This window comes from Limobrevibacterium gyesilva (assembly GCF_025989185.1).
GTDB classification, from domain to species: domain Bacteria; phylum Pseudomonadota; class Alphaproteobacteria; order Acetobacterales; family Acetobacteraceae; genus Limobrevibacterium; species Limobrevibacterium gyesilva.
Genome location: NZ_JAPDNT010000054.1, coordinates 1 through 11,883, shown reverse-complemented (window position 1 = coordinate 11,883; position 11,883 = coordinate 1). Strand labels below are relative to the sequence as shown.

The following is an 11,883-nucleotide window of genomic DNA, read 5'->3' as shown; positions in this document are numbered from 1 at the left end:
CCGCGCCGCTGGCCGTGCTGTCCTGCCCGCGCCGCCGCGACGGGGCGCCCGCGGTGCCGGCGCGCTGGCTCGCCCGTCTCGACGCCTTCCTGGCCGGGCAACAGCGCCGGCTCGACCTGCATCCCGCCGCGTCCTGGGCCCGCCTGCTGGACCAGCCCGCCGGCCGCCCCCGCGCCGCCGAGCCGCCACGGCCCTGCCCGCCGGTGAAATTGCGCCCGCGCTCGCTGCGCGTGACCGAGATCCAGACCTGGCTCGAAGACCCCTACGCCATCTACGCCCGCCACGTGCTGAAGCTGGAGAAGCTGAAGCCGCTGGAGGAGGAGACGGACGCCGCCGATTACGGCTCGCTGGTGCACAAGGGGCTGGAGCTGTTCCTGCGCGACGCCGGCGCCGCCTGGCCGCCGGATGCGCGCGCGCGCCTGCGCCAGGCGATGGACCGGGCGTTGCAGGAAGCCGGCCTGCGTCCGGCCTTGGCGGAATGGTGGGCGCCGCGCCTGCGCCGCATCGCCGACTGGGTGGTCGGGCAGGAAACCGAGCGCCGCAGCCTCGTCGCCCCCGCCGCAATCGTCACCGAGGCCAAGGGGGAGTGGCAATTGCCGGTTCCGGATTCCGGCGGCTTCCGCCTGCGCGGCCGCGCCGACCGCATCGAGCGGCGGCCGGACGGCCGGCTCGCGATCCTCGACTACAAGACCGGCGCGCCGCCGTCGCAGAAGCAGGTCGATGCCGGCTTCGCGCCGCAACTGCCGCTGGAAGCGGCGATGGCCGCCGCCGGCGCGTTCGGCGACGCGCTGCGGGGCGACACCGCCGAGCTGACCTACTGGCACCTGACCGGCGGCTTCGAGCCGGGTGGCGCGCGCACGCTGTTCAAGGGCGACCCGGCCGCCATCGCCGCCGCGGTGGCCACGGCACGCGACAAGCTGTGCGACCTGATCCTGGCCTTCTACGATCCCGCCCGCGCCTATCTGTCGCAGCCGCATCCCGGCCGCGCGCCGCGCTTCTCCGACTACGCGCAACTGGCGCGCGTGGCGGAATGGGACCTGTCGGGAGGCGAGGGATGACCACCACCGCCCGCGCCCGCGCCCAGCGCGAGCAGCTGCAGGCCTCGGACCCCGCCGTCTCCGCCTTCGTCGCGGCCTCGGCCGGGTCGGGCAAGACCAAGCTGCTGACCGACCGGCTGCTGCGGCTGATGCTGACCGGCGCCAACCCCGCGCGCATCCAGTGCCTGACCTTCACCAAGGCCGCCGCCGCCGAGATGGCGCTGCGGCTGCAGAAGACGCTGGGCGAATGGGTGACGCTGGACGATGCCGCGCTGGATGCGCGGCTGCGCGCCCTGGAGGTGACGCCCTCGGAGGCCCTGCGCCGACAGGCCCGCGCCCTGTTCGCGACGGTGCTGGACTTGCCGGGCGGCATGCGCATCGGCACCATCCACGCTTTCTGCCAGTCGCTGCTGCGCCGCTTCCCGCTGGAGGCGCAGCTCTCGCCGCATTTCAGCCTGGTGGACGACACCGATGCCGGCATCGCCTTGCGCGCCGCGCGCGAGGACATGCTGGCCAGCGCCCATACGGAGCGGATGCGCGGCGCCCTGGAAGACCTCGCGGGGCTCGCCACCACCGAGCAGTTCGCCACCCTGGTCGGCACGCTGCAATCCGACCGCGACCGGCTGCAGGCCGCCTTGCGGCTGGGGCCGGCGGCGCTGGACGAGGCGCAGCGCCGCGCCCTGGGCGCGCACGGCGACGACGCGTTGATCCTGGCCGGCGCCGTCGCCTGGCCCGCCGAGGCGGCATTGCGCGATGCGCTGCTGCGCATGCAGCAAGGCGGCTCGCCCGGTGTCGTTGCGAAGGCCGGGGAGATGCTCGGCTGGCTCGGCCTGCCGCCGGAGGAGCGGGCGGAGAACTGGCACGAGTGGTGCGCGTTGCTCCAGACCAAAGAGGGCAAACCGGCGGCGCTCAGCCGCCTGGTCAACGAGGCGCTGGCCAAGCGGCACGCCGATCTGCGCGACTGTCTGGCCGAAGAGCAGGCGCGCATCGCCGCCCTCGAGGACGCGCGCCGCGCCCTGCGCGTGGCTGCCGTGTCCGCCGCCCTGGTGACGCTCGCGGCGCCGGTGGTGGAGGCCTATGCGCGGCGCAAGGACGGCATGGCGCAGCTCGACTACGACGACCTGATCGGCCGGACCAGCCGGCTGCTGGTCGATCCTGGCGCGGCCTGGGTGCTCTACAAGCTCGACGGCGGCCTCGATCACCTGCTGCTGGACGAGGTGCAGGATACCGCGCCCGCGCAATGGGAGATTGCCGGCGCGCTGACGCAGGAGTTCTTCGCCGGCACCGGCGCGCGCGAGGCGCCGCGCAGCGTGTTCGCCGTCGGCGACCGCAAGCAGTCGATCTACTCCTTCCAGGGCGCCGACCCCGACCAGTTCGAGCGCTGGCGCGCCATCCTGCGCCAGCGGGTGCGCCAGTCCGGCCAGGACTGGCGCGACGTGGAGCTGGACGTGTCGTTCCGCTCCACCGCCCCGGTGCTGGGGCTGGTCGATGCGGTGTTCGCCGACCCCGTGGCCGCGGCGGGCGTGGCCGAGCCCGGCAAGCTGCGCCACATCGCCGACCGTGCCGACCATGCCGGGCGGGTGGAGCTGTGGCCGCTGGCGCCGCAGCCCGACCCGGCGACGGCCGAGCCCTGGACTGTGCCCGACGCGAATCTCGGCACCGTCGGCGCGCCGCAGCGCCTCGCCGACGCGCTGGCGGCCTGGATCGCCGCGCGCTGCGGCCACGAGGACCTGCCGAGCAAGGGCCGCAAGCTCGCCCCTGGCGACGTGCTGGTGCTGGTGCGCCGGCGCAACGCCTTTGCCCGCGCGCTGGTGCGGGCGCTCAAGGCCAAGGGCGTGCCGGTGGCCGGGCTGGACCGGCTGGTACTGACCGAGCAGGCGGCGGTGGCCGACCTGCTGGCGCTGTGCGACACGCTGCTGCTGCCGGCCGACGACCTGTCCCTCGCCTGTGTGCTGACCAGCCCGCTCGGCGGGCTGGACGATGCCGGCCTGATGGAGCTGGCGGCCGCCCGCTCCGGATCGCTGTGGGACGCGCTGCGCCAGCGCGCCGATGAGCGGGGCGAATGGCGCGCCGCGCACGGCTTCATCGCCACCCTGCTGGCGCGCGTCGACTATGCCAGCCCGCACGCCTTGCTGGCCGAGGCGCTGGGCCCGCTGGGCGGCCGCGCCCGGCTGTTCGCGCGGCTGGGGCCGGAGGCGGCCGAGCCGGTGGACGAATTGCTGAACGCGGCGCTGACCTACGCCCAGTCGCACCCGCCGTCGCTGCAGGGCTTCGTGCAATGGCTGCGCCAGTCCGGCGCCGAGGTGAAGCGCGAGGCCGAGGGCGCCGGCGCCGCGGTGCGGATCATGACCGTGCACGGCGCCAAGGGCCTGCAGGCGCCGCTGGTGATCCTGCCGGACACCACCGCCCTGCCGCCGGATGACGGGCCGCTGTTGTGGGCCGAGGACACAGCGTCCAACGCCGACGTGCAGGTGCCGCTGTGGTCGCCGCGCAAGGAACTGCGCTGCGCCGCCATCGACACGCTGCGCGCCGAGTCCGCGCGGCGGCGGGAGGAGGAACACAATCGCCTGCTGTATGTGGCGCTGACCCGGGCCGAGGACCGGCTGATCGTCTGCGGCTGGCAGAACGGCAAGGGCTTGCCGGACGCATGCTGGTATGAGCTCGCCCGCCGCGGCTTCCTGCGCCTGGGCGCCGCGGCCGCCCCGTTCGATGCCGTGCCCGACGCGTGGGAGGGCGAGCTGCTCAGCCACGACTCCGCGCAACGCGCCGCGCCGGACCTGCCCAGGACCGCCGCGCGCACCGGGCCCATGCTGCCGCTGCCCGCCTGGGCCGGTGCGGCGCCGGCCTGGATTCCGGCACCGCCGCCCGCGGAACCCGCGCTGCCCTCGCCCCTGGCGCCGAGCCGCCCGGAGAATGCCGGCCTGGGTTCGGTGCCGCAGGCCGCCTCGCCCCTGGCCGAGCGCGATGCCACCGGCCAGCGCTTCCGGCGCGGCCAGTTCGTGCACACGCTGCTGCAGCATTTGCCCGGCGTGCCGCCGGCGCAGCGCATGGAGGCCGCGCTGCGCTTCCTCGCGCGCCCCGGCAACGGGATTCCCGAGGGCGACATCGAAACCCTGGCCGGCGAGGTGCTGGCGGTGCTCGATCACCCCGATCTGGCGCCGCTGTTCGGCCCGTCCGGCCGGGCCGAGGTGCCGCTGACCGGCGTGGTCGCCGGCACGGTGATCGGCGGCCTGGTGGACCGTCTGGCGGTGCTGCCGGACCGCGTGCTGATCGCCGACTACAAGACCAACCGCGCCCCGCCGGCGCAGGCCGATGGCGTGCCGGTGCTGTACCTGCGCCAGATGGCCGCCTATCGCGCCGTTCTGCGCGCGGTGTTCCCGGAGCGCGCCGTCACCTGCGCGCTGGTCTGGACCACGGGCGCGCGGGTGATGCCGCTTCCCGACTCCGTGCTGGACCGGCATGCTCCGGGCGCGCAGGCGCCATCATGAACCGGCCGCTTGATCACGGCCCGCGACCGCCCCACCTCACCTGCCGACTTCTTTGATCCGAAAGGCGATAGACATGAGCCAGAACACCAAGCCCGTAACCGACGACAGCTTCGCCACCGATGTGCTGAAGGCAGAGGGCCCGGTGCTCGTGGATTTCTGGGCCGAATGGTGCGGCCCGTGCAAGGCGATCGCCCCGGCGCTGGAAGAGATCGGCGCCGAATACGCGGGCAAGCTGACGATCGCCAAGGTGAACATCGACGACAACCCCCTGACCCCGAACACCTACGCGGTGCGCGGCATCCCCACGCTGATCCTGTTCAAGGACGGCAAGCCGGTTTCCACCAAGGTCGGCGCCGCGCCCAAGAGCGTGCTGAAGCAGTGGGTCGCCCAGTCGATCTGACCATCACGCCTTCCCCCCTCCCCTTACGGGCTTGGGCCGCGGAGCGGACCAAGGTCGGGGGAGGGGTGACGACACCCCCCGCGCTCAACCCATCGGATAATCGTAGCGCAAATGCCCGTGCCAGCGCGCCAGCGTGTCATAGAGCCGGCGCGCCGTCGCGTTGTCCTGATGGGTGAGCCAGTACAGCCGCGGCGCGCCCTTGGCGCGTGCAGCGGCGGCCACCGCCTCGATCAGCTTCCGCCCGGCGCCCTGGCCGCGGACGGATTCGTCCACGAACAGGTCCTGCAGATAGCACACGTCGTCCACCCAGGTGCTGGGGTGGAACAGGTAGTGGGTGATGCCGACCAGCTTGCCATCCTGGCGCGCGCCGAAGCCGTACAGCCCGTCGCCGCTCATGAGCCGCCGCCAGGTTTCGGAGTAGCGGGCGTCGGGCAGGACGGTGTTGTAGAACGCCAGGTAGCCCTGCCACAGCCTGGTCCACTCGGGCCGGTCGTCCGGCCGCAATTGGCTGATCTCGATCACGCGCCGCTCTCCTTCTCGCCGCCGTGGGGGCCGTAGAACATCACCCAGGTGGCGAAATCGTCCGAGAAATCCTCGAACCGGTGCACCACCCCGGCCGCGACGAACAAGGCGTCGCCGGGGCCGAACGGCACGCGCTCCTCGCCGCGCCGGAACCAGCCGCGCCCGGACGCCACCACGTAGACCTCGTCGCGGCTATGCGGGGTCTGATCGTCGCGGCCCTTGGGGGCGTAGAAGCGCAGCTCCAGGCTGCCATGGGTGAGCAGCCGCGAGGAGGCGCGCCCGGGCTCCAGCGGCGCCGCCCTGGCCGCGTCCAGCGCGATGCGCGCGGGGGCTGTGGGGGTAGGCATGGGTGGTCTCCACGTGGGCAGGTTCCGGCGAAGTATGCCCGGAATTGGCTTGCCGGACAGGGCCGGATCGCGTGGAGCCGATCAGACCATTGCCGCTTCAGACGGCCCGGCTTTCCGGCGCCGGCGGCGCGGCGTCGAAATCATCGACATCGCCGGACCAGATGGTCACCAGGCCCTCGATCGCGTCCGAGCGGGTCCGCAGCTTGCTGCGGGCGATGCGTTCGACCCGCTTGCGTAGCTTGGCGAAGCTGGCGAGCAGCTCGTCCGGCTTGGCGTAGCGGCGGGCACTCAGATCCTGCAGCGCCTGGCGCGAGATGGCGCACTCCACCGCCTGCCCGTTCTGGACGATCTCGAACAGGACCCGGTTGCGGTCCCAGCGTGGCGGCATGACGGCAGGGGGCGGCGATGGCGCGGGCTTCGATCCCGGTGCATTCATGTCGTGCAAATCCTGACCTGATGAAACGGACGCCTTCGGAAAATCGAAAGCAAGAAAACGCTTGAAGACAGATGGCCATCATTGCGGGGATTTGCAAGTAATGCCCGTGGAAAAGCCGCCTCTTCAGCCGTCCGCCTTGAGCACTTCACCAGCCAGATAAAGACTGCCGCAGATCAGCACGCGCGCCGGGCGCGCATCTTTCGGCACGGCGGCCAGGGCGTCGGCGACCGTCGGGCCTGGGCGCGCCACGCCGCCCGACGCGGCGATGATGGCCTCCACCGGCAGCGCCAGATGCTGGCCGGGCTCGGCCACGGCCCAGAGTGTCGCGGCATGCGGGATCAGCGGGCGCAGGAACTCGGCGGAATCCTTCGCCTGCTTCATGCCCACCAGCAGATGCACGGGACGGTCGGCCCAGCCGGCCAGGTGCTCGGCCAGCACCACGCCCGCGCCGGGATTGTGCCCGCCATCCAGCCACAGCTCCCAGTCCGCCGGCAGCAGGCGGGCAAGCCGGCCGTTCAGGCGCTGCATGCGCGCGGGCCAGCTCGCCGTGGCGATGCCGCGCGCGATCGCCGCGGCGGGAACCGGCAGGCCGGAGGCGCGCATCGCGGCGACGGCGATGCCGGCATTGTCGTACTGGTGCGGGCCCAGCAGCGAAGGCGGCGGCAGATCGAGCGTGACGGCGGGGTCGGCGTAGCGGAACCCGCTCGCCGTCCGCGTCACCGTCCAGTTGTGGCCGCGCGCCAGCAGCGGCGCCCCGGCTTCCACCGCGCATGCCATCAGGACCGGTAGCACCTCAGCCTCCTGCGCGCCCGTCACCACGGGCACGCCGGCTTTGATGATGCCGGCCTTCTCGAAGGCGATCTTTGCCAACGTGTCGCCGAGCATTTCGCGATGGTCGAGCGAGATGGACGCGATCGCGCAGGCGGCCGGGCGGTCGATCACGTTGGTGGCGTCGAAGCGGCCGCCGAGGCCGACCTCCAGCACCAGCAGGTCGGCGGGCACGCGCGCGAACAGCAGGAAGGCGGCGGCGACCAGCACCTCGAACACGGTGATCGGCGCGCCGCCATTCACCCGCTCGACCTCTTCCAGCGCATCGGACAGCGCCGCGTCGGTGACGAGTTCGCCGGCGAGGCGGATGCGCTCGTTGAAGCTGACGAGGTGCGGGCTGGTATAGACATGCACGCGCAGCCCGGCGGCCTCGCCCATGGCGCGCAGGAACGCGCAGGTGCTGCCCTTGCCGTTGGTGCCGGCCACATGGATCACCGGCGGCAAGGCCCGCTCGGGATGGCCGAGCTGGCCGAGCACGCGCTGCAGGCGGTCCAGGCTGAGGTCGATCAGTCTGGGATAGAGGCCGTGCAGCCGGTCGATGATCGCCTCGGCCCGCCCCGGAGCAATTACCGTCAAGCCGCCTCCCGTTCCTTCACCCGCAGCAGCCCGATCAGGCGGGCCAGCGTCGCCGCCAGCTCGGTGCGCTTGACCACCATGTCCAGGATGCCGTGCCCCAGCAGGTATTCCGAGCGCTGGAAGCCCTCCGGCAGCTTCTCGCGCACGGTCTGCTCGATCACGCGTGCGCCGGCGAAGCCGATCTCTGCGGCCGGCTCGGCGATCTGGATGTCGCCCAGCATGGTGAAGCTGGCGGTGACGCCGCCGGTGGTGGGGTCGGTCAGCACGGTGATGAAGGGTAGGCCCGCATCCTTCACCAGCCGGGTCGCGATCACCGTGCGCGGCATCTGCATCAGGCTGATCGCGCCTTCCATCATCCGCGCCCCGCCGGAAGCGGTGAACACGATCAGCGGCGCGTCCTGCAGCACGGCAAGCTTCGCCGCCGCCACGATGCCTTCGCCCACGGCGGCCCCCATCGACCCGCCGATGAACTCGAACGCCATCACCGCCACCACCGCGCGGTGCCCGCCGATGGTGCCGTGCGCCACCACCAGCGCGTCATCGAGCTGGGTCTTCTCGCGCGCCTCCTTCAGCCGGTCCGGATAGCGCTTGGTGTCGCGGAAGCGCAGCGGATCGTTCGGCACCTTCGGCAGCTCGATGCGGGTGAAGCGGCCTTCGTCGAAGGTCCAGCCCAGGCGCTGCTGCGCGGTCACGCGCATGTGGTGGCCGCAATGCGTGCAGACCTTGAGGTTCTTGTCGAGTTCCGTGTGGAACATCATCTGCTGGCACGCCGGGCACTGGATCCACAGATTGTCCGGCACCTCGCGCCGGCCCAGCAGGGTGCGGATCTTCGGGCGGACGAATTCGGTCAGCCAGCTCATGCGGGTCTCCTCAGGCAGGGACGCGGGCGGTCCGCACGCCCTCGGCCAGGGCGCGCACCTGGTCGAGCACGCGGCGCACCGTGTCCGGGCCGGCGCGGCCCTGCGCGTCCAGGCTGTCGGCCAGCGTGTCGATCAGGGCGGAGGCGACCACCGCCCCGTCGGCCGCGCGCACCGCCTCGGCCGCCTGGGCGGCGCTGCGCACGCCGAAGCCGACGGCGATGGGCAGGTCGGTGAACTTGCGGATGCGCGGGATCGCTTCGGCCAGCTCGGCGCTGCTCGCGGTGCGGGTGCCGGTGATGCCGGTGATGGACACGTAGTAGACGAAGCCCGAACTGCCGGCGAGCACCAGCGGCAGGCGCGCGTCGTCGGTGGTGGGGGCCACCAGGCGGATGATGTCGAGCCCCCGCGCCGCCGCGTCGGCGGCCAGCAGGTCGGCTTCCTCGCTGGGCAGATCGACGATGATCAGCCCGTCCACGCCCGCGGCCGCGGCATCGGTGCAGAAGCGCTGCGGGCCATAGGACAGGATGGGGTTCAGGTAGCCCATCAGGATCACCGGCGTCGCGTCGTCCTCGCGGCGGAACTCCCGCACCATGGCGAGCGTGTGGGCCATGCTGGCGCCGCCGTCCAGCGCCCGCCGGCCGGCGCGCTGGATGGTGGGGCCATCGGCCATCGGGTCGGTGAACGGGCAGCCGATCTCGATCAGGTCGGCGCCGGCGCCGGGCATGCCGCGCAGGATGGCCATGGAGGTCGCGGAATCCGGGTCCCACGCTTCCAGGAACGGAATCAGCGCGCCGCGGCCCTCGGCCTTCAGCTTCGCGAAGCGGGCGGCGATGCGGCTCACAGCTTCACCCCCAGGGCGTCGGCGACGGTGAAGATGTCCTTGTCGCCGCGGCCGCACAGATTCATCAGGATGATCTTGTCCTTGTCCATCGTGGGCGCGATCTTGGCGACATGGGCCAGGGCATGGGCCGGCTCCAAAGCGGGGATGATGCCCTCGGTGCGGGTGCACAGCTGGAAGGCGGCCAGCGCCTCGTCGTCGGTGGCGGCGACGTATTCCACCCGCTTGATGTCGTGCAGCCAGGAATGCTCCGGGCCGATGCCGGGATAGTCCAGGCCGGCGCTGATGCTGTGCGCCTCCTGGATCTGGCCGTCGTCGTTCTGCAGCAGGTAGGTCCGGTTGCCGTGCAGCACGCCCGGCCGCCCGCGCGACAGGCTGGCGGCGTGCTGCTGGGTGTCCAGCCCATGCCCGGCCGCCTCGACGCCGATCAGGCGGACCGAGCTGTCGTCCAGGAACGGATGAAACAGGCCCATGGCGTTCGATCCGCCGCCGATGCAGGCCACCGCGACATCCGGCAGGCGGCCCTCGGCCTCGCGCAGCTGCGCCTTGGCCTCGTCGCCGATCACGCTCTGGAAGTCGCGCACCATCATCGGATAGGGGTGCGGGCCGGCGACGGTGCCGATGATGTAGAAGGTGTCGCGCACGTTCGCGACCCAGTCGCGCAGCGCCTCGTTCATCGCGTCCTTCAGCGTGGCCGCACCGGACGTGACCGCCTTCACCTCGGCCCCCAGCAGCTTCATGCGGAACACGTTGGGCGCCTGCCGGGCGACGTCGGTCGCGCCCATGTAGACGGTGCAGGGCAGTCCGAACAGCGCGCAGACGGTGGCGGTGGCCACGCCGTGCTGGCCGGCGCCGGTCTCGGCGATGATGCGGGTCTTGCCCATGCGGCGGGCCAGCAGGATCTGGCCCATGCAGGAATTGATCTTGTGCGCGCCGGTGTGGTTCAGCTCGTCGCGCTTGAAATAGACCTTGGCGCCGCCGAGCTGCTCGGTCAGGCGCTGGGCGAACCAGAGCGGGCTGGGGCGGCCGACATAGTTCTTCAGATATGCGTCCAGCTCCGGCTGGAACGCCGGGTCGGCCTTGGCGGCGTTGTACGCCTGCTCGACTTCCAGGATCAGCGGCATCAGCGTCTCGGCGACGAAGCGCCCGCCGAATTCGCCGAAGCGGCCGCGTTCGTCGGGGCCGCTGCGCAGGCTGTTGGCGCCGAACCGTGCGCCGGGAGCAATGTTGTTCAAGAAAGGAGCCTCCGATCAGGGCGCCGTCATAGCGCAGCGGTCCAGGCGGGGCAAAGGGCGGCAATAGCGGGTGAGCGGCTTTGCGTCACCGTGCGCGTGATGGTGATCAGCCGGCTCGGCAGCGCCGGGGCGCGCCGGCCGTCACTCGACCGGCATCGTCAGGTTGATGGTGGGCGCGAAATTGGTTGCCGAGCGGTTCCGGCGCTGCAGGTCTTCGTTGAAGCTCGAACCGGGGGAGAAGCCGTCGCCGGGGCGCAGCGCGCGCTGCTTCTCGCCGAGGCTGGCGCTGATTTCGGCCTGCCCCTTCTGGCGCTTCACCTGGGTACGGGGCGCCGACAGGTCCTGGTTGGGCGTGGGCGCCGGCGCGAAGCCCTGCGGGTTCGGCACGACGGGCGCCGGCGGCGCCAGCGGGTTCGGGCCGCTCATCACCGTAAAGCTCCCGGCGGCGGCCTGGGTCGCCGTCAGCGCCAGCACGGCGAGCAGGAGGGGGACGCGGATCATAGGGCCGACTCCAGGTTGGGAGGCAGGCTTCTCGTGCCGCGTGGGTCTTCGACGGGATTCCGGGCGGGCGCGCCCAGCGGCCCGTCCGGCCTGGCGTGCCAGGCGGCGAGGGACCAATGGACCGACGGGAAGGCGATGTCGTCCCTGGGGATCTCGTCCCAGCCGAACAGGCGGACTTCAGCGCTTTCCGGGCCGGCGGCGAAGCCGGGCGCGGCGGGGTCGGCGAAACGGGCGCGGAAGATCACCTGCACCTGGCCGATGCGGCTGATGCTGTAGACGGCCAGGATGCCGTCCAGCGCGATCTGCGCCTCGGCTTCCTCGGCAGCTTCGCGGATCGCACCGTCTTCGATGGCCTCGCCCATTTCCAGGAACCCGGCGGGAAGGGTCCAGAAGCCGCGCCGCGGTTCGATGGCACGCCGGCACAGCAGCACCCGCCCGTCATGCGCGACGACGGAGCCGACCACGACCTTCGGGTTCTCGTAGGCGATGTAGCCGCAATCCGGACAAAGCAGACGCTCGCGATTGTCACCGTCCGGAACCCGGCGCACGAATGCGGGCATTTGCTTAAAATGACGCCATGCTCAGCCCCGTGCAACCCTGACGGACAGGAAGTTGCGTAATCGCGACATCGCGTGTCGCCGATGTCACATGCGGCGCATCACACCGACAGGTCGAGCAGCGAGCCGCGCGGCAGGATCTGGCCGGGGGCCGGCGGCGCGGGCCGGCCGGCCGCCTGCGGGGTGGCGGCGGCGGGGTGCTGGGCTGGGGCGGCACGCTGCTGCGCGCGCGCCTGCTGGACCGCGGCGGGTGCGGCA

At 72.2% G+C, this 11,883-nt stretch carries 12 protein-coding genes; 3 read left to right on the top strand and 9 right to left on the bottom strand.

What is annotated here, in order from left to right:
• The 3 genes from OL599_RS25055 to trxA form a co-directional block, all read left to right on the top strand.
• Positions 1-1,058, top strand: a 1,058-nt coding sequence (locus OL599_RS25055) for a PD-(D/E)XK nuclease family protein (protein ID WP_264716781.1), incomplete at its 5' end; no start/stop codon positions are given.
• A complete protein-coding gene (gene addA, locus OL599_RS25050) occupies positions 1,055-4,525 on the top strand; it encodes a double-strand break repair helicase AddA (protein WP_264716780.1) in 3,471 nt (1,156 codons plus the stop codon). The genes OL599_RS25055 and addA, both read left to right, overlap by 4 nt.
• 73 nt (positions 4,526-4,598) lie before the next feature.
• A complete protein-coding gene (gene trxA, locus OL599_RS25045; protein ID WP_264716779.1) occupies positions 4,599-4,925 on the top strand; it encodes a thioredoxin TrxA in 327 nt (108 codons plus the stop codon).
• An 84-nt stretch (positions 4,926-5,009) separates the two neighbouring features.
• Here trxA and OL599_RS25040 read toward each other — a convergent pair whose 3' ends face one another.
• The 9 genes from OL599_RS25040 to OL599_RS25000 all read right to left on the bottom strand — a co-directional run bounded on the left by OL599_RS25040 (position 5,010) and on the right by OL599_RS25000 (position 11,628).
• Complete coding sequence (locus OL599_RS25040; RefSeq protein WP_264716778.1) at positions 5,010-5,447, bottom strand: GNAT family N-acetyltransferase; 438 nt, start codon at positions 5,445-5,447, stop codon at positions 5,010-5,012.
• Positions 5,444-5,794, bottom strand: a complete 351-nt coding sequence (locus tag OL599_RS25035; RefSeq protein ID WP_264716777.1) for a cupin domain-containing protein — start codon at positions 5,792-5,794, stop codon at positions 5,444-5,446. Before OL599_RS25035 ends, OL599_RS25040 begins: the two co-directional genes overlap by 4 nt.
• Positions 5,795-5,891: 97 nt before the next feature.
• Positions 5,892-6,182 (bottom strand): DUF1488 domain-containing protein, encoded by a 291-nt coding sequence (locus tag OL599_RS25030; protein WP_264716776.1) that lies wholly within the window; start codon positions 6,180-6,182, stop codon positions 5,892-5,894.
• A gap of 171 nt (positions 6,183-6,353) precedes the next feature.
• Positions 6,354-7,625, bottom strand: coding sequence for a bifunctional folylpolyglutamate synthase/dihydrofolate synthase (locus tag OL599_RS25025; protein ID WP_264716783.1), 1,272 nt, complete (start codon positions 7,623-7,625; stop codon positions 6,354-6,356).
• Positions 7,626-7,630: 5 nt separating this feature from the next.
• On the bottom strand, positions 7,631-8,494 hold the full coding sequence (accD, locus tag OL599_RS25020; RefSeq protein WP_264716775.1) for an acetyl-CoA carboxylase, carboxyltransferase subunit beta: 864 nt from the start codon (positions 8,492-8,494) through the stop codon (positions 7,631-7,633).
• 10 nt (positions 8,495-8,504) lie between these two features.
• On the bottom strand, positions 8,505-9,335 hold the full coding sequence (gene trpA, locus OL599_RS25015; RefSeq protein WP_264716774.1) for a tryptophan synthase subunit alpha: 831 nt from the start codon (positions 9,333-9,335) through the stop codon (positions 8,505-8,507).
• Positions 9,332-10,558 (bottom strand): tryptophan synthase subunit beta, encoded by a 1,227-nt coding sequence (gene trpB / locus OL599_RS25010; protein ID WP_264716782.1) that lies wholly within the window; start codon positions 10,556-10,558, stop codon positions 9,332-9,334. Before trpB ends, trpA begins: the two co-directional genes overlap by 4 nt.
• A 150-nt stretch (positions 10,559-10,708) precedes the next feature.
• The gene (locus tag OL599_RS25005; RefSeq protein WP_264716773.1) at positions 10,709-11,068 is read right to left on the bottom strand and encodes a hypothetical protein; all 360 of its coding nucleotides are present in this window, start codon (positions 11,066-11,068) and stop codon (positions 10,709-10,711) included.
• The gene (locus OL599_RS25000) at positions 11,065-11,628 is read right to left on the bottom strand and encodes an NUDIX hydrolase (RefSeq protein ID WP_264716772.1); all 564 of its coding nucleotides are present in this window, start codon (positions 11,626-11,628) and stop codon (positions 11,065-11,067) included. The genes OL599_RS25005 and OL599_RS25000 overlap by 4 nt, the downstream gene beginning before the upstream one ends.
• Positions 11,629-11,883: the final 255 nt, after the last annotated feature.

Bases quoted from the DNA above. Each gene is read 5' to 3' on its own strand.
- accD (WP_264716775.1), bottom strand. From the start codon at position 8,494: ATGAGCTGGCTGACCGAATTCGTCCGCCCGAAGATCCGCACCCTGCTG.
- addA (WP_264716780.1), top strand. From the start codon at position 1,055: ATGACCACCACCGCCCGCGCCCGCGCCCAGCGCGAGCAGCTGCAGGCC.
- OL599_RS25000 (WP_264716772.1), bottom strand. From the start codon at position 11,628: ATGCCCGCATTCGTGCGCCGGGTTCCGGACGGTGACAATCGCGAGCGT.
- OL599_RS25005 (WP_264716773.1), bottom strand. From the start codon at position 11,068: ATGATCCGCGTCCCCCTCCTGCTCGCCGTGCTGGCGCTGACGGCGACC.
- OL599_RS25035 (WP_264716777.1), bottom strand. From the start codon at position 5,794: ATGCCTACCCCCACAGCCCCCGCGCGCATCGCGCTGGACGCGGCCAGG.
- OL599_RS25030 (WP_264716776.1), bottom strand. From the start codon at position 6,182: ATGCCGCCACGCTGGGACCGCAACCGGGTCCTGTTCGAGATCGTCCAG.
- trxA (WP_264716779.1), top strand. From the start codon at position 4,599: ATGAGCCAGAACACCAAGCCCGTAACCGACGACAGCTTCGCCACCGAT.